This is a genomic window from Brevundimonas faecalis, from assembly GCF_040549405.1.
Lineage (GTDB): Bacteria > Pseudomonadota > Alphaproteobacteria > Caulobacterales > Caulobacteraceae > Brevundimonas > Brevundimonas faecalis.
In genome coordinates, this window is record NZ_JBEPTF010000003.1 from 38,866 (window position 1) to 63,105 (window position 24,240).

Annotated in this window: 11 protein-coding genes; 4 read left to right on the top strand and 7 right to left on the bottom strand. The window is 68.3% G+C overall.

Annotation, left to right across the window (positions count from 1 at the left end):
- Positions 1-50 precede the first annotated feature (50 nt).
- From ABIE19_RS11170 to ABIE19_RS11185, 4 genes are all read left to right on the top strand, one after another.
- Positions 51-13,397, top strand: coding sequence for a filamentous hemagglutinin family protein (locus ABIE19_RS11170; RefSeq protein WP_354089277.1), 13,347 nt, complete (start codon positions 51-53; stop codon positions 13,395-13,397).
- 62 nt (positions 13,398-13,459) lie between these two features.
- Positions 13,460-14,236: a SapC family protein gene (locus tag ABIE19_RS11175; RefSeq protein WP_354089278.1), complete on the top strand. Its 777-nt coding sequence runs from the start codon at positions 13,460-13,462 to the stop codon at positions 14,234-14,236.
- 3 nt (positions 14,237-14,239) lie between these two features.
- Positions 14,240-14,830 carry an OmpH/Skp family outer membrane protein gene (locus tag ABIE19_RS11180; RefSeq protein ID WP_354089279.1) on the top strand — a complete coding sequence of 197 codons (591 nt, stop codon included), beginning with the start codon at positions 14,240-14,242 and terminating at the stop codon, positions 14,828-14,830.
- A gap of 11 nt (positions 14,831-14,841) precedes the next feature.
- Positions 14,842-15,282 carry a hypothetical protein gene (locus ABIE19_RS11185; protein ID WP_354089280.1) on the top strand — a complete coding sequence of 147 codons (441 nt, stop codon included), beginning with the start codon at positions 14,842-14,844 and terminating at the stop codon, positions 15,280-15,282.
- An 8-nt stretch (positions 15,283-15,290) separates the two neighbouring features.
- On the opposite strand, the gene pdeM is transcribed toward ABIE19_RS11185, so the two are convergent.
- The 7 genes from pdeM to ABIE19_RS11220 all read right to left on the bottom strand — a co-directional run bounded on the left by pdeM (position 15,291) and on the right by ABIE19_RS11220 (position 24,204).
- Positions 15,291-15,974 carry a ligase-associated DNA damage response endonuclease PdeM gene (gene pdeM / locus ABIE19_RS11190; protein WP_354089281.1) on the bottom strand — a complete coding sequence of 228 codons (684 nt, stop codon included), beginning with the start codon at positions 15,972-15,974 and terminating at the stop codon, positions 15,291-15,293.
- Positions 15,971-18,412, bottom strand: a complete 2,442-nt coding sequence (locus ABIE19_RS11195; RefSeq protein ID WP_435521148.1) for a ligase-associated DNA damage response DEXH box helicase — start codon at positions 18,410-18,412, stop codon at positions 15,971-15,973. Before ABIE19_RS11195 ends, pdeM begins: the two co-directional genes overlap by 4 nt.
- Positions 18,413-18,461: 49 nt before the next feature.
- Positions 18,462-20,090, bottom strand: a complete 1,629-nt coding sequence (locus ABIE19_RS11200; RefSeq protein WP_354089282.1) for a cisplatin damage response ATP-dependent DNA ligase — start codon at positions 20,088-20,090, stop codon at positions 18,462-18,464.
- Positions 20,090-21,100, bottom strand: a complete 1,011-nt coding sequence (locus ABIE19_RS11205) for a ligase-associated DNA damage response exonuclease (protein ID WP_354089283.1) — start codon at positions 21,098-21,100, stop codon at positions 20,090-20,092. Before ABIE19_RS11205 ends, ABIE19_RS11200 begins: the two co-directional genes overlap by 1 nt.
- 64 nt (positions 21,101-21,164) lie before the next feature.
- Positions 21,165-21,695, bottom strand: a complete 531-nt coding sequence (locus tag ABIE19_RS11210; protein WP_354089284.1) for a PadR family transcriptional regulator — start codon at positions 21,693-21,695, stop codon at positions 21,165-21,167.
- Between the two features lie 41 nt (positions 21,696-21,736).
- Positions 21,737-22,168: a nuclear transport factor 2 family protein gene (locus ABIE19_RS11215; protein WP_354089285.1), complete on the bottom strand. Its 432-nt coding sequence runs from the start codon at positions 22,166-22,168 to the stop codon at positions 21,737-21,739.
- Between the two features lie 23 nt (positions 22,169-22,191).
- Positions 22,192-24,204, bottom strand: a complete 2,013-nt coding sequence (locus ABIE19_RS11220; protein WP_354089286.1) for an FAD-dependent oxidoreductase — start codon at positions 24,202-24,204, stop codon at positions 22,192-22,194.
- Positions 24,205-24,240 lie beyond the last annotated feature (36 nt).

Below are 24,240 nucleotides of genomic sequence, written 5' to 3' on the forward strand. Positions count from 1 at the left end.
CTTCGCCCAGAGGCCGCGCGTGCGGCCCATGCTCCTCTGGAGATCGCCCGATGACCCGTCTCGACTCCCGTTCCCTGCGCCGCCGTCTGCTGGTGGGGGCTTCGCTGGGCTCCCTGATCATCGCGGGCGCGGCCGAGGCCCAGAACCGGGGCGGCTTCGGCGGACGGGGCGGCGTGGGCGCCAATCCGACCGCCGCCGTGACCCAGGCCATCCAGGCCGAAGCTGGTCGCGCGGCCCAGGCCAATACGGCCAGCCAGCGCGCCATCGCCGCCTTCGCCCGCGCCGCCGCCACGCGCGAGGCCATGAACAGCGCCCAGGCGGCCGCCCGCGCAGCCGCGATGGCGGCCCAGAGCAACATTCGCAACGGCCTGGGGCAGGGCGGTCTGCAGGTCGCCGAAGGCGTTCAACTGGATCCCAGCCTCTGGGTCGGCGCCAATGGCCCGATCCAGACGACCGGCGCGGACGGCCGCACCGTGGTCACTGTCGGCCAGACGGAACAGAAGGCCATCCTGACCTGGGACAGCTTCAACGTCGGACGCGAGACCGACCTGGTCTTCAACCAGCAGGGCCGTTCCGACTGGGTCGCCCTGAACCGGCTTACCGACGCGAGCGCCGATCCGACCAAGATCCTCGGCAACATCAAGGCGGACGGCTCCGTCTACGTCATCAACCGCAACGGGGTGATCTTCGGCGGATCCAGCCAGGTCAACGTCCGCAACCTGGTCGCCTCGACCGCCGGCATAACGGACATTCAGTTCCTTGAGCGAGGCCTCTTCAGCGCCACCAAGCCGGGCGGCACCATGTGGGATCCGCCGGTCTATGTGCCCAGCTTCACCGGAGCCCGGGGCGATGTGATCGTCGAGGCGGGCGCCCGGATCACCACCAGCCAGCCCAAGACCGTGGTCGAGGGCGGCGGATTCGTCGCCTTGCTGGGCGCCAAGGTCGAGAACCACGGCGCGATCCGGACCGATCGCGGCCAGACCATCCTGGCGGCAGGCGACGACTTCGTCCTGCGTCCCGGCTATGGTTCGAACGCCAACACCGGCTCCACCACGCGCGGTCTCGAAGCGGCGGCCAACCTGGTCGCCGGCAGCCGGAACGGGCGGGTGATCAACTCTGGCCTGATCGAGGCGGCGCAGGGCGACATCAGCCTGGTCGGCAAGCATCTTGTTCAGGACGGCGTGGCCATCGCCACCACCTCGGTCAATACGCGGGGCACGATCCATCTGATGACGGATCTGACGGCCGCGGATGCAAGCGTCATCCTGACGGATCGCAGTCTGACGCTGATCCTGCCCGAGCTCGACAGCAAGACCACGGCCACCAACGCCCAGCGCGACGCCCTGCTCAAGGAGTCGGGAAACAGCGCCCTCGACGGCACGCTGAATAACCAAGGTATCAACCGCCTCAACTACATGTTGCCGGACCGCAAGGACATGTCGCGGGTCGAGATCATGACCGGCGGCACGGTCGATTTCGCGGGCGGCTCCCAGACGATCGCCCAGGGCGGGCAGATCGCGATCCTCGGTCTGAAACGCGTGACTGTGGCGGATGGGGCCGAACTGAACGTCTCGGGCGTGCGCGGCGTGGCCATGGACATGGCCTCCAATAATCTGAAGGTGAACATCCAGCCGTTCGAGCTGCGGGATTCGCCGCTGAACCGCGAAGGCGAGAACCTCAAGAACAACGACATCTGGATCGACATTCGCGATCTGGTGCTGATGCCCAGCGGCACGGGCGGCCATCAGGGCGACCGCTATTACACGCCGGGCGGCCTGATCGAGGTCGGCGGCCACCTGGGGAATACGGCCCACACCATCGGCGAATGGGCGGCCCAGGGCGGCACGATCAACGTGCGCAGCAATGAGATCGTGGCCGGCAAGAAGGCGGTCTTCGACATCTCCGGCGGTTCGCTCGACTATGCGGCGGGCGTCATCCAGTCGACCCGCATGCTGGGTTCGGACGGCAAGCTCTATGACCTGGGCAAGGCCCCGGCCGGGGTGAAGATGCTGGCGGTCGGCGACGCCTTCGTGGTCAACCACAACCGCTGGGGCGAGGCCTTCCGTGAGGTCTACGCCACGCCCCTGTTCAACTCGGCGCGCAGTGTTCGCCATGAACAGGGCTACACCGTCGGCCGCGACGCGGGCGTCCTGACCCTGTCGGCGCCCACGGTCCTGTTCGACGGTCAGATCGTGGCCGACGTCGTGGTGGGGGAACGCCAGACCGGCGCCCGGCCGACGACGCCGCCGACCATCAAGGACGGCTATATCACCGGCGCCTTCCCGGATCGCCTGGACGGCTACGCCCTGCCGCAGAACGTCACGCCCCTGGCGGGCGGCTTCTATGTCGGCAACCGCATCTGGCGGCACTACCTGCCGAACCCCAACCCGGAAGCGCCCTTCGCCAATACGGTGACGATCGGCGAAGGCGGCGGTTCGACGGGTGTCCAATCGGGAGCCGCCCTGGCCCCGGATCTGGTGAACAAGGTGGTGCTGTCGGCCGAGAGCCTGAGCGCGGCGGGTCTGGGTGCGCTGCGCGTCAACGGCGGCGAGATCAGGATCAAGGGCGATCTGACGGTCAGCCCCGGCGGCGAGGTCGCCATGCAGGCGACCAAGATCGCGGTTGAAGGGGACATCACGGCCCGTAGCGGCTCCATTTCCCTGGCGGCCGTGCCGCCCTGCGTCAGCGGCTGCAACACCATCACCGACCTGAAGGTGGCCGAGGGCGTGACCCTCGATGCGCGTGGTCTGTGGGTGAACCTGAAACAGGGCGGGGACGTCCGCGACCTAGCCCACCTGGACGGCGGCCAGGTGATGCTGGAGAGCCGCCAGGGCCGCCTCGACTTCCAATCGGGCGCTCTGATCGACGTCTCGGCCGGCGGCGCGATCCTGGAGGACGGCAAGACGCGCGGCGCGCGCGGCGGCGACGTCGGTTTCGCCGTCAGCTCCTTCCCGCGCGGGAACGCCAACGAGATGATCCTGGCCGGGGACATCAAGGCCTATGGTTCGGGCGACAAGGGCGGCGGCGTGCTGACCATCGCCGCCGGCGGCCGCGCGATCACCATCGGCGACGCCGTCATGGGCGGAGGCGACACCCTGACGGGCGGCGAGCCCGCGCCGATCGACCTGCAGTTGCTGGAAGACGTGACCCTGAAGGCCGGCGGGATCCTGCCGTTCGACTATGCCTACACCATCGACCACGTGGCGGCCGGCAAGCCTCTGCCGACGGACGTCAACGCCTCCATCGACTCTCCGATCACCCTGTCTGCGGACTGGGTCGTGCCGGAAGGCTTCGAAGTCTACGATTCCGATTACAACATCTACTATGGCGGGGACGTGCTGCCTGCCGGGCTGCAGATCGAGTTCGGCTACGGCACGCTGCCCAAGGGCTATGTCGTCGATGCGACCGTCTGGCCGGACGGCATGACCATCCCGCCGATGGCCTTCACCTACAAGAAGGGCGACGTCCTCGTCTCCGATCTGACCTTGACGGCCGGCCGCACGATCGCCGCCGGGACGGTCCTTCCGAGCGACGCTAAGGTGGCCAAGCCGCTGCACCTGGACAGGTCGCTCTTCCAGAGCGGCTTCGGCCGCTATGACGTCACGGCGGGCGGCGACATGCTGGTCAGCGGCGCGCTGGACGTGGCGACGCCGGTCCGGCGCATCACCGACGCCAGCACCTCGATCCGCAGCGGGGCCGACCCCGAGGCGGCCATGGAACTCTGGCTGCCGGACATGTTCCAGCAGGACGCCGTCAACGGCCGCTTCGTCCAGCGCCAGGGCGCGAGCCTGAACCTGCGCGCCTACGGCTGGGGCGATCGCAACTGGGTGACGGGATACGGCAATACGATCTCCGACCCGCAACCGCTGGGAAGCTTCGTGCTGAAGGAAGGGGCGTCGATCCGCGTGGACGACGGCCAGTCCGTGAGCATCGTCTCGGGCGACGCCATCCGCATCGACGGCCGGATCGAGGCGCGCGGCGGCAAGGTCTCCCTGGCGGCCGGACCGGCCGAGAACATGCGCCGCGACCAGCCGCCGCCCATCATCGTCTATGATGCGGGCCGCTCGATCTGGTTGGGCGAGAAGAGCGTCATCGACGTTTCCGGCCGTGCGATCAATGCGGTCGGCGCCGACGGCCTGCGCTACGGCCATGTGTCGAAAGGCGGCGACATCTCCGTGGGCGGCGTGCTGTCGGCCTATGTGGTGGTGCGCCCCGGCGCCGTGCTGGACGCCTCGGGCGCGGCGACCCAGATCGACTATCGCGCCTCGACGCTCAACGGCGGGAACGCCTCGTCCTTGACCCTGGCCAGCGACGGCGGCTCGATCAGCTTCGCCTCACAGTACGGCGTCTATCTGGACGGGAACATGCGCGCCCATGCGGGCGGCGCCGGCGCGTCGGGCGGCACGCTGTCGATCGCCCTGTCGACCCCCTTCTACATGCAACTGGGCAATATGAACGGGCGCGACATGCCCGACTTCATGCGTCGCCTGCGCAACATCGTCCTGACCGAAACCGGCGGCAGCGGTCTGTCGCGCGACCTGCAGTTCGGTGACTGCGTCACCGGCTGCTGGGCGCCCGGCCAGGAGGCGGCGGAGGCCTACGCCGCCAACGAAGGCCTGACGAACCTGGTCGGCCAGGCCCGTATCGGCGTGGATCAGATCAAGGCCGGGGGCTTCGGCAGCCTGACGCTGGAAACCGCCGACGTCGTCGTCCTGGACGGCGCGGTGAACCTGAATCTGGCGCGAAACCTGAAGGTCACGGCCGGCGCTGTCGGCCTGACGGACGAGAACGCCGACGCCAGCCTGAGCGCCGCCTATGTCAAGTTCGCGGGCGGCGGCGACCTGGCCGGCTTCAACATGGTCCGTTTCGAGAACGGTTTCCCGTCGCAGCAGAAGGTCGCGCTGCTCGGGGATGCGACGCTGAAGATCACCGGCGGCCTGGTCGACCTGGGCGGCGCACGATTCGGGGTCAACGGCTCGATCGGCCTGTCCGGCAACCGTCAGCTCAACTACGAATACGCGTCTCCGAAGAAGATCGACATCCACAGCCGCTCGGACATCCGCATGACGGGCGGAGACGTCGTCGCGGTCGGCGACATGTCCTTGACTGCGGCTCAGGTCTATCCGCTGACCGGCGTGACCAGCGGGCTCTACGCGGGCATCTACGCCTACCGGATGCCTGCGGGCGGCATGCAGTACCGGACCATGATGCGGGGCGGTTCGATCAGCTTCCACAAGCTGGACGGCGTGACGCCGTCCGCGCCGCTGTCGCTGTACGGCTCGCTGCAGGTCGGGGCGGACATCATCAATCAGGGCGGCGTTTTGCGTGCGCCCCTGGGATCGATCACGCTCGGCGCGGGCGGCGATCAGTATGTTCCGGGCTTCGACAAGGCGAGGCCGGACCAGCAGGCCTGGCCGAACACCTCGATCACCACCACGGAGGTGAACCTGCTGCCGGGCAGCCTGACCTCGGCCAGCGCCAAGGATCTGGTCATCCCCTACGGCGGCACGACCGACGGCCTTCGCTGGCTGTTGAACGGGGTAGAGCGCCAGGGGGGGCTGCTGCATCAGGGCGTGACCGTCCTGGGCTCCCTGCGCGCCGACCAGGGCGCCGTGCTTGATCTGTCGGGCGGCGGCACGCCCTCGGGCGCCGGCTTCATTCCGGGACGGGGCGGATCGGTCGATATCCTGAAGACCGCCCTGGCCAACATCAGCCCGGCCTTCGCCGGCCTCAGCCACGCCGATAATCAGGTCTACGCCATCGTGCCGGGCTACGCCGGCTCGGCGGCGCCGACGGCGATCGACGGCCATGCCCAGCCGGGCGTCGGCCAGCAGATCGTCATTCCAGAAGGCGTCAACGGTCTGGCCGCAGGCGTCTACACCCTGCTGCCGGCCGAGTACGCCCTGATGAAGGGCGCCTTCCGGGTCGAGCTGGGGTCCAATGTTCCGGCCGGCGCCGAGCGCGTCACGCGTCTGGCGGATGGTTCGACCCACCTGGGCGTCAACACCGGCTTCGCCCATACGGACGTCCGCAACGCCCTGAAGACCGAGGCGATCCTGACGCCGGCCGATGTGGTCCGGACCTATTCGCAATACAATGAGACCAGCTTCGGCGACTTCCTGCTGAAGGCGCCGGCCTCAGCCCTGTTCAACAATCCGCTGTCCCTGCTGCCGCAGGACGGCAAGATATTCCTGCTGGCCTTGGTGTCGCAAAAAGAAGGATCGGACCGTCCGGCCTTCTCCTTCAAGGGAACGGGTCGTTTCGACGCGGCCGAAGGCGGCGTAGGCGGCGCCCTGGCCGTGACCGGCGGCAACTACTACGAAACCGGCAAGCACAGGCTGGAGATTCTGGCTGACGGCCAGACCGGCGCGACGGGCTCCATCTCCATCCACGCCTCGGACCTGAACGCGGTCGGCGCGAAGGTCATGACCCTGGGCGGCGTGGCCTATCGCGAGACCGCCGGCGGGCTGTCGGAGATCAAGATCGTCGCAGGCGGCGGCCCCTACAACGCCCGCTATACGCCATCGGGCTTCGACTCGATCGTGGTGCGGCAGGGCGCGGTCCTGTCGGGCCCGCAGGTGCTTCTGGTCGCCGACCGCAACGCCGACATCACCGTCGAGACGGGCGCGCAGATCAACACCCTGGGCAAGGGCAAGCCCGGGTTTGACTCGACCATGGGCTACACTCTCCGGGCCGATAACGTGAACCTGTTGGCCGTGGGCAACGGCCTGCTGGAGTTCACGACGGGCGCCGCCTCGGCCGGCAGCACGGGCGTCATTCGGGTCCAGGACGGCGTCTCCCTCTATTCGGACGGCTCCCTCAGCTTCGTCACCCAGGCAGGGGTCGAACTGGGCGAGAACGTGAACTACGGCGCGCGCTACCTGGGCTTCTCGTCGGCCATGGTGAACATCGGCGACAGCAAGGGGCTGGCGGATGCGGCGGCCGACGGCGTCCTGCCCGCCGGCATTGCGCTGAACCAGGCTGTGCTGGATCGCCTGATGCGCGGCGATCAGAGCAAGGGCGCGCCGAAGCTGGAGCGACTGATCCTGTCGGCCAGCCAGTCGGTCAACTTCTACGGCTCGATCAGCCTGGACACTCGCGACGCGGCGACGGGCAAGTCGAACCTGCAACTGGTGCTGAACACCCCCGCGCTCTACGGCCGGGGCGGCGCGGACGACGTGGCGCAGATCACTACGGGGACCCTGGTCTGGAACGGCGTGCTCGGGACGTCCGCAGTCGATCAATGGAACCGGACGGTTGTCACCGGTCTGCCCGGCGCTCCGGTCGCCGGGGGCGCCGGAACGGGTCTGGGCCGGTTGAACCTCGTGGCCGACCGTATCGTGCTGGGCTACCAGGACGACGTGGCCGTCAGCGCCACGCTTCCCCTGAACCGCCTTGCCCTGGGCTTCAGCAGCGTGAACCTGTCCGCCTCGCAGCGGATCGAGGCGAACCACGTCGGCGAACTGGCCGTCTATCAATCCCAGGCTGAATACGGGAAGCCGGGGCAGGGGGGCGTGCTGAACATCTCCACGCCGCTGCTTACCGGCCAGGCCGGATCGAAGATGCACTACAGGGCCGGGGATCAGATCAATCTGACGGCGCCCGGCGGCGCAGGTACGCCCGCCGATACGACGAAGGCGCAACTGGGCGCCGAGATCCGGATGACGGCCGGCGCGATAAACGCCGACACCGCCATCGCCCTGCCCAGCGGCCGTCTGGTCATGACCGCCACCCAGGGCGACATCGTCCTGGGTGATCGGACCCGGATCGACATGTCCGGCAAGGCGACCAAGATCTTCGACGAGACCCGCTACGGCTGGGGCGGCGACGTCGAGCTGGAAAGCGCCGACGGCGACGTGCGCATGGGCTCCGGCGCGGTCATCGACCTGAGCGCCGACTATAACCACGCGGGCTCGCTCAAGGTGACGGCCGTCAACGGAACCGCGACGCTGGACGGCCGGATCGACGGCGCGTCCCGCAACGGGGGCAAGCCGGCGGACGGTTCGCTGCGTAACGGCTCGATCGACATCCGCGCCAATGTGATCAGCGACTTCGCCCAGCTGAACCGCCGCCTGACCGACAGCAACGTCACCGACAGCCGCACCTTCATCATCAAGTCCGGCGATCTCGTCGTCGGCGACGAGGTGAAGGCGCGCCAGGTGGTGATTGCGGCGGACGGCGGCGACCTGACGGTGACGGGCAGGATCGACGCTGCAGGCCATCGCCCGGGCTCGATCCGTCTGTCGGCGCGCGACGACCTGACCCTGGCCTCGACGGCCAGGCTGGATGCGAGCGCCGACAAGCTGGTGGTCGACAGTTACGGCGCACCGGTCGAGGCGTCCAACCGCGGCAATATCGAGCTGACGTCCGCAGGCGGGACCCTGACCCTGGCTTCAGGCGCGACCCTGGACCTGTCGTCGCCGGACGGCGTGGCGCGAGGCCGCGTGGAACTGAACGCTCCGCGCATCGGCGGCGACGACATCGCCATCGACGCGCGCGGACAACTGAACATCCGCGGCGCCGACAGCCTCTCGGTCAACGGCTTCCGCACCTATGAGATCGCCGACGGCGTCATCAATCAGGGGCTGATGGACGGTGTCCACCAGGACAACAAGGCCTTCATCGACGCCGCCATCGCCAACCAGGCCCTGCTGGCGCGGGTCGAGGGACTGCGCGCCTACAAGGACGTCTTCCACCTGCGTCCGGGCGTCGAACTGGTCAGTGCTCCAGGCAAGAGCCTGACGGTCTCGGGCGACCTGAACCTGGCCGGCTATCGCTACGCCAGCCTCAACGCCAAGACCCAGCAGACGGGCGTCTATGGCTCGGGCGAGGCGGGGGTCCTGCTGATCCGCGCCGCCGACGACCTGGACATCCACGGCAGCATCACAGACGGCTTCGGCCAACCGGCCCGCACGCCGGACGACAACGGCTGGGTTCTGTACAGCACCGCCGACGCCGGAGGGATCAACGCCTGGCCTCAGGACCACCAGTTGTCGGCTCCGACGCGACTGGCGGCCGGGACATCGTTCGACAAGGGCGTGACCCTGACTTTCGACGTCACGGTCGAGAACTTCAACGTCCACTCCAACACCCTGATCGGGGCCGAGGCTCGCCTGTCGACGGCGGTTACGCTGTCGCAGGACTGGGTGGCGACGTCGGCCATCCGCCTGCCGGACGGCACGGTCATCCAGAAGGGCGCGATCCTCAAGGCGGGCATGGTCCTTCCGGCCGACGCCCAGATGGAGGCGGGCGCCATGTTCCCGATGCCGATCACGCTGAAGGCCATGACCTGGCCCCGCGGCGTGAAGCTGCCGGGCAAGCTGACCCTGGCCGCGACCGCCCAGTTGCGGGTGGGCGACGTCATACCGCGCAACACGAATGTGATCGTGAAGGGCCTGGTCGGTCTGCAGACCGAGCCGGTGGTGCTGGACAAGGCCTACACCCTGATCGGCGGGGCGGGAGGAAGCGGCGTCACCACCATCAAGGGCGGTGCGGACTCGAAGGTGGTGCTCGACTTCGACATCGAGGTGCGGAACTTCACCACCGTCCGGACGGGCGTCTACATCCCGTTCGGCTTCGTCGCGACCAATCTCGCCACCTCTCGCAGCGGACCCTGGACGGTTCCGGTCGATATCTGGGCCAGCAAGGCGGCCTTCGACGCAGGCGAGGCGCCGGTTCACCGGCAGGGCGACGTCATACGGGTCGGACAGTTCGTCCGCGCCAATACCTATTGGGGCGCGGGAGCGGTCATCCCGACCTTGCTCGGCGACGCTCGGAGCATAGCGCCGACGGTCGTTCCGGCCGGCACGCCGATGAGCGTCTTCTCGACGGACGTGTCGCTGAACAGCAATGTCGTGGTGAAGGCCGGCACGGTGATCCCGGCGGGCGTGAACCTGCAACTGCTGAACGCCGGCGGTCCGCAGGCCACGCGTCCGACGCAGGCTGACGGAACCCAGGGTCGCATCTGGGCCGTGGCGCCCATGCTGGCGCCGGGGTCGCAGTCCTGGTCCATGCGCCTGGTCGCGGGCGCCGACATCGCCTCGTCCGACGGTCGCACCCTGCGGACCGCGACGGACCTGGCGCGCACCGGCCAGTCCGGGGACCTGACCCTGTCCGATCGCCACTATGTGAACCCGCAGGCGACCACGGACGGCGGTCTGACCACCGAGTGGTTGAGCGCGCTGCGGCTGATGCAGAACTTCAGCGTCATCCGCACCGGCACGGGGGCGCTCGATCTGCTGGCGGGCGGCGGCTATAACCAGATGTCGCTCTACGGCGTCTACACGGCCGGCACGCAATCGGCCGAGATCGGCGGTCAAACGGCCGACGGCTACAACGTCTACAACCAGCCGCGCGCCAAGCTGGCGGGATCGAGCGGCCTAGCCAATCCCTGGATCGGCCTGCACTTCGACGACTATGCGGCGGCGATTCAGGACTATCAGGCCTGGTATCCCGAACATGGCGGCGATCTGTTGCTGGCCGTCCAGGGCGACCTGACGAGCTTCAGCACCGGGCGCGACTCCGCCATGCAGCGGGTCGGCAGCGGCAGCGTCAGCAACTGGCTGTGGCGTCAGGGCGGCTACGGCGTCAGCGAGGGCGTCGCGGCCCGCCTGGGTCAGGACACGCCGACGGCCTGGTGGATCAACTTCGGCGGTTATGTGCCGAACAACGCCAGCTCGATCAGCACTATCGTCAACTACAACGCGCCCGTGCTGGAAGGCTTCATGGGCATAGGCGCCCTGGGCGGCGGCAACCTGACCGTTCGGGCAGGGGGCGACGCCGGCGTTCACCAGAACTGGGGTATCTCCGGAGAAGGGGTCAGCGAATCCACCAAGGCCGTGATCGCCAGCAGCGCCCTGAACTTCGCCATCGGCGCAACGGGCCGCGTGACCTCCGTGGTCCGCACGGACGGCGTCGTGACCAGCGGAACCGTGGTGCAGACGGGCGGCGGGGACATGGACATCCGCCTGGGCGGAACCCTGAATCTCAGCGGCGGCACGTCCGACCTCAGCGGCAGCGTGGCCAATCTGCGCGGGGACATTTCCATCCTCGCCTCCAGCATCGGCAACATGACCTCAAGTCTCTACAAGGATCGTCTCGATCCGCGTCTGGCTGATCCGACCCGTCCGAGCTCCAAGATCGTGGGCGGGGGCCTGACGGTGATCATCGGCGACGGCGACGTCAGGTTGGACGCGCGCAAGGACGTGGTCCTGTTGGCCGTCGGCGATCCGGGTTCGCTGACCAGCTCGGCTGGCGGCGTTTCGCTGGGCTATATCGATGCGAACGGAACCTTCGTGCGGCCGGACGGTCTGACCATGCGGTCGTCCTTCTCGCTCTGGCATGACAGCACCAGCATCAGCCTGTTCGCTGCGGGCGGCGATGTCACGCCGATCGTCCGCCCGGCTGAGAGCGCCGCGAACTCGATCAACGCCGGAGTTCGCGACGGGCGCTACTGGTATCCGCCCATCCTGAAGGTCACGGCGGCCGAAGGGAGCATCCTGTGGAACGGCGACGCCTGCGGCGAGTACAACTGCAACGGCTCCGTCGGCATCGCGCCGCTGGAACTCGCGCCGTCGCCGCTCGGACAGCTGGAGTTCCTGGCGGGAACCTCCATCCTCGGCGGCGGCTACCGCGCGACGGAAAGCAAGGGCGACTTCGCTGCGGGTCAGATGATCGCTATGTCGGGCATGTCCAGTTCGCTGGATCTGCTGCCCAACCCGTTCCGGCCGGTCTGGACCACGGAGTTCCAGCGCACGCCGAGCGGGGCGGCCAACCCCGTCCTGCCCTTCAACGGCAACACGACCCAGCCCGGCACCCTGCTGGCCTTCCAGAAGGACGACGCCACGGGGACGCTGATCAAGGGACGCAAGAAGCCGGCGCTCTTCTATGCGGCCGACGGCGACATCAGCAATCTGAACTTCGGCTTCATTACCTTCGAGGGACAGAACCAGCGCTATGTCAGCTCCGGCGCGGTCATGGTCCGGGCTTCGCGCGACATCGTCAACTTCGGCACGGGTCCCGCCCTGGGCTGCTCCGGCCCGGCGACGTTCGAGTGCAGTGCGACGGCCTACCTCTTCGGCGTGGCCAATATGGGCGGATTGGCCGTCCATAACGACAAGGCCGACATCTCGCTGATCTCGGCGGGTCGCGACATCATCTACGCCAATATGAGCGTCGCGGGGCCGGGCAATCTCGTGGTCGAGGCCGGTCGGAACATCTATCAGGCCGACAAGGGTCGCTTCACCAGCATCGGGCCGTTGTTCGATCTCTCGCCTTCCACCCGCAACGGCGGCGCGGGCATTTCGGTCATGACCGGGATCGGCGCGGGCGGTCCGAACTATGACGCCCTGGCCAAGCTCTATCTGGACCCCGCCAATCTGGCGGAGGCGGGCCGGCCCCTGGCCGATCAGCCGGGCAAGGTGGCCAAGACCTATGACAAGGAGTTGATCGCCTGGCTCGAGGACCGCTTCGGCTACAAGGCCGCGGACGCCAAGCAGGCCCTGACCTACTACGACGCCCTGGATCCGCTGCAGCGCGCGGTCTTCGCCCGCAGCGTCTACTTCGACGAGCTGAAGGCGGGCGGTCGTGAATACAATGACGCCGCCGGCCCGCGCTTCGGCAGCTATCTGCGCGGCCGCAACGCCATCGCCGTCATGTTCCCGGAGAAGGACGCCCAGGGGCGCGACATCTCCTATCAGGGTGACCTGACCATGTTCGGCCCGTCGGGCGTGCGGACCCTGTTCGGCGGAGACATCCAGTTGCTCGTCGCCGGCGGCCAGACCCTGGTGGGCGTCGGCGGGATCCAGCCGCCGGCCACGGCGGGCGTGCTGTCCATGGGCTCGGGCGACATCGACGTCTATTCGTTGGGATCGGTGCTGCTGGGCCAGAGCCGCGTCTTCACCACCTTCGGCGGAGACCTGTTCATGTGGTCGGCGGAAGGCGACATCAACGCCGGTCGCGGCTCCAAGTCCACGGCCGTCTATCAGCCGCCGCGCCGGGTCTATGATCAGTACGGCAACGTCACCCTGTCGCCGCCGACGATGAACACCGGGGCCGGCATCGCCACCCTGGCGCCCATTCCGGAGATTCCGGCGGGCGACGTCGACCTGATCGCGCCGCTCGGCACGATCGACGCCGGCGAGGCGGGCATCCGGGTGTCGGGCAACGTCAACCTGGCCGCCCTTCAGGTGGTCAACGCCGCCAACATCCAGGTCAAGGGCGACGCGACGGGCATCCCGGTCGTCGCGGCGGTCAACACCGGCGCACTGACGGCGGCCTCTTCGGCGACCAGTTCGGTCGTGGCCGAGGCCGCTCGCCTGGCCGAACGGGCCCGGCCCAAGCCGACGGGGGACATCCCCGCCATCATCACCAGCCGTTTCCTCGGGTTCGGCGAGTAACCGACCGCGCAGGGGAGGGCCCACGGCCTTCCCCTCGCAACCCCTCCCTTCCGGAGCATTTCATGTCCGACGCTTCCCAACCGGGCGCGCTGCCGCTCTTCTATCGTGATCCCCAGCCGCTTTCGGCCGAGACCCACGGCGCGTGGCGCCTGAGGGACGGCGACGCCGCCTTCGCCGCCGACACGGCCTTCGCGCCCCTGGTGGTTGCGGAGATCGCCGCCGCGGCGCGCGACTATCCCGTCGTCTTTTCCGCAGGCGAGAGCGCCCAGCCCGTCGCTGTCCTGGGGTTGGAGCAACGCAATCTGTTCGTCGAGAACGGGCGTTGGGCCGATGACGCCTATGTGCCCGCCTATGTGCGTCGCTATCCGTTCGGCTTCGTCGCCACGGTCAATCCGGACGGCTTTATCCTGGCCGTCGACGCCGCCTCCGACCGCCTGATGCAGACGGGTGACGAAGGCGCGCCCCTGTTCGACGGCGATCAGCCATCGGCCTTGACCCAGGACGCCATGGCCTTCTGCCGCGCCTTCCAGGGAGAGGCGGAGGCCACCCGCGCCTTCGGAGAAGCGCTGCGCGCGCAGGGCCTGTTGATCGACCGCCGCGCCGACGCCGTCCTGGCGGACGGCCGCAAGCTGGGCCTGGACGGTTTCCAGGTCATAGACACCGAACGGTTTGCGAACCTTGATGAAGCTGTCGTGGTCGAGTGGCATCGTCGGGGCTGGCTGGCGCTGGCGAACTTCCACCTGGCGTCGCTCGAGCGCTTCAACGCCCTGCTGACCCGACAGGGCAAGGCGGGGAGCGCCGAACCGGCGCCCAAGCCGACCAAATCCAAGAAAGCCTGATCCATGTTCCTTCGTATCCTTTCCGTTTCCCTGTCCGCCGCCGCCGTCATGGCCGTCCTTCCGGCCGCCGCCCAGACGCAGGCCCAGCCCCTGGGCGGTTCGGTCGTGCCCGGAGTCTGCCTGCTTTCGCGTGAGGCGGTCTTCGCCAACGCCGCCGCCGGTCGTGCCGCCAGCGCCCGCCTGGCGGAACTGACCCAGGCCGCCCAGGCTGAGGTCGAGGCCGAACGCCAGCCGCTGGAAGCCGAGCTGCGCGCCCTGGAAGCCCAGCCGGACGACGCCGCCCGCCGCCAGAAGGCCGAGGCCCTGTCGGTTCGCTGGCAGGCGCTTCAACAGAAGGCCGGCCATATCAGCCAGGAGGTCGAGGCGACGCGCGTCAAGGCCATGGAACGCATCGCCAACGAGGCCCAGCCGTTGATCGCCCAGGCCTATGCGGCCAAGTCCTGCGGTCTGCTGCTGGACCGCAACTCGGCGCTCGGCGGCAACTTCGCCAACGATCTGACGGCTGACGTGGTCCAGGCGCTCGACGCCCGCCTGTCGACCATCACCTTCGAGCGGGAACGCCTACCTCAGGCGACCGCCCAGGCGGCGCGCTAGGAGACGCGGTCTTGACCGTTCGTCGTTCCAGGCTTTCGAGCCTGCGCGCGCTCGCGGCCGGGGTCGCGGCGGCCTTGGGCCTGGCGGCGCCCGTATCGGCGGCGGGCCAGAGCCTGTCGCCGGAGGCCGCGCCGAAGGAATGGATCGCCTATGCCGAGGCCTCCATGCAGGCGATGAACGGCTGGCTGGCCGAAGAAGGCGAGGCGGCCTCCAGCCTGCGCCGGTCGCTGGAGCAGACCCGGCCCGCGCCGGACCAGGCCACGCCTGCGGTGGAGGTCCGGCTGTTCATCGACAAGAACGGATCTGTGTCCCTTCACGGGCATTCGCCCCTGCCGGACGCCGATGCGGCGGTCGCCCTGCGGTCCGTGCTGAACGGGCGGCGTCTGGCCCCGCCGCCTCCGAACATGCTTCAGCCGCTTCGTCTCGCGATCCAGTTGGAACCGAACGCCTGACGCTGCGTCTACCGGTCGGGCGACAGGCGGGCATAGGCGACGGGCGTGATCTTCTGTCCCAGAAGAAAGGCGACGGGAGGAGCGGCGAACAGACCGTCGAAGGCTGAATCCCGCAGGTTCAGCCCGCCCGTATAGGCGCCGAAGGCGGGCAGGATCATCCGCCGGCCGTCCGAGACGAAGCAGCGGCGGCGCACCACGCCTGCGCGCCCATGCAGCCGGGCGCAGGGATGCAGGTGACCCGCCACCTCGCCCGTCATCGGTTCGGGCGAAGGGTCATGACGAAGGATCAGACCCTCCGTCTCGTGCGTCGCGGCTGTCTCTCCGCCCAGATCGCCGGCGCCGTCGGGGTCGTGGTTGCCGCATATCCAGATCAGCCGCAGTCGGCTCGCCAAGGCGTTGATGCGGTCGCGTTCAGACGGGGCGATCCGCTCCACGGCGCCCATGTCGTGCAGGGTGTCGCCCAGCATGACGACGGTTTCGGCAGAGAGGGCGTCGATTTCCCGCGTCAGTCGATTCAGGGTCTCGCCGGTGTCATAGGGCGGTAGAAGCTGGCCGCGCGCGGCATAGGCCGAACCCTTCTCGAAATGCAGGTCGGCGACCACCAGGGTGCGCGCCGCGCTCAGCCACAGGACGCCGGAGGGACGCAGGATCACCTCGGCGCCCGCCAGTCGAAACGTCTGTCCGGCGGTCAAGACATGGCCTCCTCAACCAGGGCGACCTCGTCCAGCATCATCTCGGCGGCGGACACGCCGGGCGACCGTTCCTTGCCGATCTCCATCAACAGGGGGGCGGCGAAGGGCGAGAGGTGCGGCAGGCGCTCGACCCGGATGCGCCCCTGGATACGGGTCAGAAGTTCGCCCAGACGCGCCACGTCCAGCAGGCCGCGCGCCGCGTCCTCCCGCGCACAGGACAGCAACAGATGGTCGGGATCGTGACGCCGCAGGGTGTCGTAGATCAGGTCGGAAGAGAATGTGACCTGCCGGCTGTTCTTCTCGTGGCCGGGCATGCGTCGCTCGATCAGGCCTCCGATCAGGGCGCATTCCTTGAAGGCGCGGCGCATCATGAAGCTTTCGTCCAGCCAGGCCTCCAGGTCGTCGCCCAGCATGTCCTGCTGGAACAGGTCGTCGAAGTCGAGATCATCCATCGGCCGCATGGCCCAGATGCACAGGGCGTAGTCGTTGGCCAGGTAGCCGATCGGGCCGACGCCCGCTCGCTCCAGCCGTCGCGTGATCAGCATGGCCAGGGTGGTGTGGGCCAGGCGGCCTTCAAAGGGATAGCAGGCCATGAAATGCCGACGGCCGCGGCTGAAGGTCTCGACCAGCAGGTCGTCGCTTCCCGGCAGGCTGGAGTGCGCCTTCTGGGCGTGCAGCCACTCCTGAACGTCCGGCGGCAGGCGCGTCCAGGCGTCTTCCTCGCTCATCATCCGGCGCACGCGCTTGGCCAGATAGGTGGACAGGGGGAATTTCGACCCGCCCCAACTGGGGACCTTGGGCGAGGCGTCGGTGGAGCGGGTGACGATGGCGTCCATGCCCTGGACCCCTTCGAAGCGCCAGATTTCGCCGCCGAACAGGAAGCTGTCGCCGGGCGAGAGCTGCTCGAAATACCATTCCTCGGCCTCGCCGATCTTGCGGCCGGAGCCACGTCGGCCGGGCAGGCGGATGTTCAGGGTCTGGCCCGCGACGATGGCTCCCACATTCATCCGATGACGGCGCGCGGTCTCCTCGTTCCGGACGCGCCACAGGCCGTCGCGTCCGCGGATCAGTCGGTGGAAACGATCATAGGTCCGCAGGGCGTAGCCGCCGGTGGAGACGAAATCCACGACCTGTTCGAAGGCCTCCCAGGTCAGCTCGGCGTAGGGGGCCGCCCGGCGCACCTCGTCATACAGGGCGGGCAGGTCGAACGGCTCCGAACAGGCGCAGCCCATCAGGTGCTGGGCCAGGACGTCGCGCGCGCCGACGCGGACAGGCTCGCCGTCCAGGGCGTTTTCGGCCACCGCTTCGACGGCGGCTTGGCATTCCAGCATCTCGAACCGGCTGGCGGGGACCAATACAGCGCGCGAGGCCTCGTCCAGGCGGTGATTGGCCCGCCCGATCCTCTGCACCAGTCGGGACGAGCCCTTGGGCGCCGCCAGTTGGATCACCAGATCGACCGCGCCCCAGTCGATCCCCAGGTCCAGGGTGGAGGTGCAGACCACGGCCCGCAGTTCGCCGCGCGCCATCATGGCCTCCACGCGTCGCCTCTGTTCCGCGGACAGGCTGCCGTGGTGCAGGGCGATGGGCAGGAGGTCGTCGTTCAGCCGCCACAACTCCTGAAAGGCGAACTCCGCCTGCCAGCGGGTGTTGACGAAGATCAGGGCCGTGCGCGCCGTCTTGATGGTCTGATAGACCTCGGCCATGGCGTGCTGGGCGGTATGCCCGGTCCAAGGCACGCGGTTCTGGGACAGCAGGACCTCTAGTCGGGGCGGGGCGCCTGGGCGTCCCATGACGATGTCCCGGCCGCGATCCGACAGCCAGCGGCGTATGCGCGGCGGGTCGTCCACCGTCGCCGACAGGCCGACACACCTGACCTCCGGCGCGAAGGCCCGCAGTCGCGCCAGGCCCAATGACAGCAGGTCGCCGCGTTTCGAGGCGTGGATGGCGTGAATCTCGTCGATCACCACGCATTTCAGGCCCTCGAAATAGGCGCGGGCGCCTTGCCAGGAGCAGAAGAGGGCCAGTTGTTCGGGGGTGGTCAGAAGGATGTCGGGCGGCGTCGTCTTCTGGCGCTGCCGACGGGCCTGTCCAGTGTCGCCGGTGCGGGATTCAACGGTGATCGGCAGACTCATCTCCCGCACAGGCGCCAGCAGGTTGCGCTCCACGTCCACGGCCAGGGCCTTCAGCGGCGAGATGTAGAGGGTGTGAACCGAAGTCGGCGTCTCCGGCTGCGGCCGTTCGGCCAGCTCGACCAGGCTGGGCAGGAAGCCCGCAAGCGTCTTGCCGCCGCCCGTAGGGGCGATCAGCAGGACATCCGCCCCGGCGCGCGCCTTTTCGACCATGGTGAGCTGATGCTCGCGCGGGGACCAGCCGCGCTGGGCGAACCAGTCGCGAAATCGCGGCGGCAGAAGATCGTCGGCGGAGGGCGAAGGGATCAAGAGCAAAGGTCCAGAAGAACCTCGTATATAGATGCGTTCCCGTTCCGTTTCACCCCGGCGCGGCGCCTTCCGCCTCGTCCAGCATCCGCTCCAGCACGGTCAGTTCATCGGCTTCGTTCGCGGGCTTGTCCCAGCGGATGCGGCTGATGCGCGGAAAACGCATGGCCACGCCCGACTTGTGCCGTTTCGATCTCTGCAAGCCCTCGAAGGCCACTTCCAGCACGAGGCCGAAGGTCCGATCGGCTTTGACGGAGCGCACCGGGCCGAAGCGTTCGACCGTGTGGTCGCGAACGAACTTGTCGAGTTGTTTCAACTCCGCGTCGGTGAAGCCGAAATAGGCCTTGCCCACCGGGGTCAGGATGGGGACGCCGTCCGCATCCTGGGTCCAGACGCCGAAGGTGAAGTCGGAATAGAAGCCGGATCGTTTTCCATGCCCGCGTTGGGCGTACATCAAGACGGCGTCGATCAGGCGGGGATCGCGCTTCCACTTGAACCAGGGTCCCTTGGGGCGTCCGGCCTCGTAGGCGCTGTCGAGCCGCTTCAGCATCAGACCTTCGGCCGAAGTCGGGTCGCCGAGCGGCGGCGACGCACGCAGGGCGGCCAGGTCTTCCCAGCCCTCGAAGGGAACCAGGGGCGACAGATCGATGCGGTCCGATGCCAGTGCGGCGACGAAGGCTTCCAATCGCGACCGACGCTCGACGAAGGGCAGGGCGCGCAGGTCTTCTCCATTGGCCGCCAGCAGGTCGTAGGCGCGAACCCCGGCGGGATGGCTGAGAAGAAGCCTGGCGTCCGCCGTCTTTCGGTTGAGCCGCTGTTGAAGGTCGCCGAAGGGCGCGGCCTGTCCTTCATGCAGAACCAGCAACTCGCCGTCGATCACCCCGTCGTAGTCCAGAGCGGCCACCACGTCGGGGAAGGCGGCGGACATGTCCTCGCCCGTGCGGCTGTAGAGGCGTCTGATCCCGCCTTCGCTGACCGCCTGGACGCGGACGCCGTCCCATTTCCATTCGGCGGCGTAGGCGGACGGGTCCAGTTTCGGTAGATCTGCCGTCTCGTCCAGCGGCTGCGCCAGCATGACGGGGCGGAAGCGGCCATGGGCCTGGGGCGAGGGGCGTTCAGCCTTGCCGTCCAGCCAGGCCAGGAGATCGGCGTAGGGCGGCGCCTGGGCGTGCCAGACCTCTTGAATTTCGGCGACCTCCACGCCGCCGAAGTCCGCTGCGGCCTGCCAGGCCAGGCGGGCCGAAACCCCGACGCGCAGACCGCCGGTCACCAGCTTGAGCAGAGCCCAGCGCCCATCGGCGTCCAGGGCGTCGAGCCAACCTTCCAGCAATCCCTGCACCTCGGCGCGCTTCACCGTCTGCAGCGCCTCGATTACCTCGGACAATTCCGGCTCGCGATTGGCGCCGTGGTGTGCGGGCCAGATCAGGGCGACCGTCTCCGCAAGGTCGCCGACATAGTCGTAGGACAGGCGAAACAGTTCCGGATCCACCCGCGCCTCGACCGCCTGTCGGATCATGGCGGGCTTGGCGGCCTGGAATGAGAGGGCGCCGGTCAGGGCGGCCAGGGCCCAGCCCCGATCAGGATCGGGCGCGTCGGCCAGATGGTCGCGGATCAGCCGCAGCTTGGCGTTGCGCGACGCCGTCAGCGACAGCCGGTCCAGCAGGGCTGCGAAGGCGCGCATCAGTCGTCGTCCTCGTCTTCATAGCCGACCAGATGCAGGGCCCGCGCCTTCAGGCCGTTCAACTCCGCCCAGCGACGCAGGGCGTCGTCGCGTCCATGGGTGATCCAGACCTCGGACGGAGACAACTCGGTCAGGGTGTTTGTCAGTTCGTCCCAGTCGGCGTGATCGGACAGGATCAGCGGCAGTTCGACCCCTCGCTGCCGCGCGCGGGCGCGCACGCTCATCCAGCCGGATGCGAAGGCGACAACCGGGTCGGGGAAGCGACGGCTCCAGCGATCGGCGACGGCGGAGGGCGGGGCGATCACGATCCTCCCGGCGAAGTCGGCCTTGGATCCCGTCGCGGCCTCCAGCCGCCCCAGGCGAACGCCGAAGTGTTCATAGAGCCGGTTCAGCCGCTCCAGCGCGCCATGGACATAGATGGTCTCGTCATAGCCCGCTTCACGCAGCAGGCGGATGATCCGCTGGGCCTTGCCCAGGGCGTAGGCCCCGACGAGATGGGCGCGTTCCGGAAACTGGGCGACAGACCGCAGCAGGCGTTCGATCTCCTGTCCGTCCGGCGGGTGACGGAAGACCGGCAGGCCGAAGGTGGCCTCGGTGATGAAGACGTCGCTGGGAACCGGTTCGAATGGGGCGCAGGTCGGGTCGCGCCGTCGCTTGTAGTCGCCGGACGCCGTGATCGTCAGGCCGTCCTGGCGCACCGTTGCCTGGGCCGACCCCAGCACATGGCCCGCCGGGGCCAGGGAAACCTCCGCCTGGCCGATCCGGATGCGCTCGCCATAGGGCAGGGCCTGGGTCGTTCCGGCGAAGTCCGGGCCGTAGCGCTCGGCCATGATCGCCAGGGTCTCGGCCGTGGCCAGGACGGCGCCGTGGCCGGCGCGGGCGTGATCGGCGTGACCATGGGTGACGACCGCGCGATCGACCGGCTGCGAGGGGTCGATGAAGAAACGACCCTCTGGGCACCACAGGCCCTCGGGGCGAGGGTGAAGGATCTGATCGGGGCGGATCGACACGGGTTTCGGCCTTCACGAACGGCTTCGAGACGGAGGTCCCGGTTCAGTAAAGGTCGCGCGGCTTCTACGGGTTGCGCAACAGCGCCAGGGCGGCTTCGCAGAAGGCGATCCGCTGGCGTTCAAAGGCGATCCCCTCATCCAGGACCAGGAGTTGGAGGAGGCCCGTCCGGCTGGCTGGAGGATGGGGGAAGTCGCGTTCTCGAACCGCCTCATAGGTCGCCAACTGGGCGCGGTGATGATTGAGCAGGCGATCCAGTTCATGCGTCAGGTCGCCGGGATCGACCTCGCCCGCGGCGCGCAGACGAACCATCAACTCGTCGCGGATGGCCGGGGGCGCGAGCGCGGCGCCGGTCCAGCGTTCAAGCTCCTGTCGACCTGCGGGCAGGATGCGATAGCGCCGCTTGCGGCCCGGCGCGCCCTCGACAGCGGTCGCCTCGACCCAGGCGGAGGCTTCCAGCCGCGCCAGCTCGCGATAGATCTGCTGGTGGGTGGCCTGCCAGAAATGGCCGATGGAGCGGTCGAAGCGGCGCGCCAGCTCCGACCCCGATCCGGGGCGCTCGGCCAGGGACGTCAGAATGGCGTGGGGCAGGGACATGGAGACTGGATAGCGCGGGACGGTCCGTCGAAGAAGCCGGCCTATCCCTTGAAGGCGGGCAGCAGATGGCCCAGTCGGGCGCCCATTTCCGTAGCCAGGGCCTGAACCCCGTTCATCGGTCGCATCATCACCTCGAAGTCGATGATCAGGCCGTCGGCGTCGAACTGGATGACGTCGACCCCTTTCACCCCCTTGTCGCCGACGCGCGCGCTGAACTCCAGCACCACGCCCAGGCCGTCGGGCATGGCCGCCTGGCGGTGATAGGCGAAGTCCTCGAACACGGTGATGACCGTACCGAGCGCCAGGATCAGGGCGTCCGCGCTCCTGTAGGGCTTGAAGGCCACGGGCGAGCGGAAGCAGGCGTCCGGGTGGGTGATGGCGCGTAGGGCGTTCAGGTCGCGCTCCGCGATCATCTGATGCCATTTGGCCAGGGAGGCGGCGACGGCGGGTTGCAGGGGCAGGACGTCGGACATGAGGCTCTCTCCGGTTTCCAGAATCAGATGACGGCGGCCAGGCGAACGCCCTGGTCGATGGCGCGTTTGGCGTCCAGTTCGGCCGCCACGTCGGCCCCGCCGATCAGGCGAACCGAGCAGCCGCGCGCGACCAGATCGTCGTGCAGATCGCGCAGGGGCTCCTGCCCGGCGCAGATGACGACGTGGTCGACCGGCAGGGTCCTGTCGGCGCCGTCGATGGTCACGTGCAGACCTTCGTCGTCGATGCGGCGATAGGCGACGCCGCCGGCGGTGACGACGCCGTGCATCTTCAGCGCGGCGCGGTGAATCCAGCCGGTGGTGCGGCCCAGACGCTCGCCGACCTTGCCGGGCGAGCGCTGCATCAGGAAGACCTGGCGTTCGGCGGGCTCGACCTGCGGCGCGGTGCGGCCTCCGGCGGCGCGGTAGTCTGGATCGACGCCCCAGGTGCGGAAGAAGCGATCCAGCGACGGCGGCTCATGCCGCTCGACCAGATATTCGCTGACGTCATGGCCTATGCCGCCGGCGCCGATGACGGCGACCGACTTCCCGACCGGAACCTCGTCGCGCAGGACGTCGAGGTAGGACAGGGTCTTGGGGTGGTCGATACCGTCGATCTCGGGCGTGCGCGGGCTGACGCCGGTGGCCAGGACGATCTCGTCGAAGCCCTCGTCGGCCAGGGTTTCGGCCTCCGCGCGGGTGTTCAGGCGCACAGCGACGCCGGTCAGGTCCAGTTGCTTGCGGAAGTAGCGGATGGTCTCGTTGAACTCTTCCTTGCCGGGGATCTTCTTGGCGATGTTGAACTGACCGCCCACGTCGCTTGAGGCCTCGATCAAGGTGACGTCGTGGCCGCGCTCGGCGGCGGTGACGGCGAAGCTGAGGCCCGCGGGACCGGCGCCGACCACGGCGATCTTCTTGGCGGCTTCGGTTGGGGCGATGGCCAGTTCGGTTTCGTGGCAGGCGCGCGGATTGACCAGACAGGAGGTGATCTTGCCGGCGAAGGTGTGGTCCAGGCAGGCCTGGTTGCAGCCGATGCAGGTGTTGATCTCGTCGGCGCGATTCTCGCGCGCCTTCTTCACGAAATCGGCGTCGGCCAGCAGGGGGCGGGCCATCGACACCATGTCGCAGTAACCGTCGGCCAACAGGTCCTCGGCCACCTCCGGCGTATTGATGCGGTTGGTGGCGACCAGGGGAATGGAGACTTCGCCCTTCAGGCGCTTCGTCACCCAGGCGAAGGCGGCACGCGGCACGCTGGTGGCGATGGTCGGGATGCGGGCCTCGTGCCAGCCGATGCCGGTGTTCAGGATGGTCGCGCCGGCGGCTTCGATCGCCTTGCCCAGTTGCACGACCTCTTCCAGGGTCGAGCCGCCCTCGACGAGGTCAAGCATGGACAGACGATAGATGATGATGAAGTCCGGGCCGACGCGCTCGCGGATGCGGCGCACGATTTCGAGCGGCAGGCGGATGCGGTTTTCGTAGGACCCGCCCCATTCGTCGTCGCGCTGATTGGTGCGGGCGGCGATGAACTCGTTGATCAGATAGCCCTCCGAACCCATGACCTCGACACCGTCGTATCCGGCGCGGCGAGCCAGGGCTGCACAACGGACGAAGTCCTCGATCGTCTGTTCGACCTCTTCGCCGGTCAGGGCGTGCGGGGCGAAGGGATTGATCGGGGCCTGGACCGCCGAAGGGGCGACCAGGTCGGGGTGATAGGCGTAGCGGCCGAAATGCAGGATCTGCATGGCGATCCTGCCGCCCTCGGCGTGGACGGCTTCGGTGACGACACGGTGCTGGTCCGCCTCCTCCTCGGTCGTCAGCATGGAGCCCCAGGGCATGGGGCGGCCGCGTTCGTTCGGGGCGATGCCGCCGGTGACGATCAGTCCGACCTCGCCGCGCGCGCGTTCCGCGTAGAAGGCGGCCATGCGCTCGAAGCCGTTTTTCGCCTCTTCGAGACCGACGTGCATCGATCCCATCAGCACCCGGTTCTTCAGGGTGACGAACCCGAGGTCCAGCGGCGTCAACAGATGCGAGTAGGGCATGGCGACCGTCTTTTATGCAATCAGTTGCATTCAATC

Bases quoted from the DNA above. Each gene is read 5' to 3' on its own strand.
- ABIE19_RS11170 (WP_354089277.1), top strand. From the start codon at position 51: ATGACCCGTCTCGACTCCCGTTCCCTGCGCCGCCGTCTGCTGGTGGGG.
- ABIE19_RS11200 (WP_354089282.1), bottom strand. From the start codon at position 20,090: ATGCGCGCCTTCGCAGCCCTGCTGGACCGGCTGTCGCTGACGGCGTCG.
- ABIE19_RS11210 (WP_354089284.1), bottom strand. From the start codon at position 21,695: ATGTCCCTGCCCCACGCCATTCTGACGTCCCTGGCCGAGCGCCCCGGA.
- ABIE19_RS11180 (WP_354089279.1), top strand. From the start codon at position 14,240: ATGTTCCTTCGTATCCTTTCCGTTTCCCTGTCCGCCGCCGCCGTCATG.
- ABIE19_RS11215 (WP_354089285.1), bottom strand. From the start codon at position 22,168: ATGTCCGACGTCCTGCCCCTGCAACCCGCCGTCGCCGCCTCCCTGGCC.
- ABIE19_RS11175 (WP_354089278.1), top strand. From the start codon at position 13,460: ATGTCCGACGCTTCCCAACCGGGCGCGCTGCCGCTCTTCTATCGTGAT.
- ABIE19_RS11220 (WP_354089286.1), bottom strand. From the start codon at position 24,204: ATGCCCTACTCGCATCTGTTGACGCCGCTGGACCTCGGGTTCGTCACC.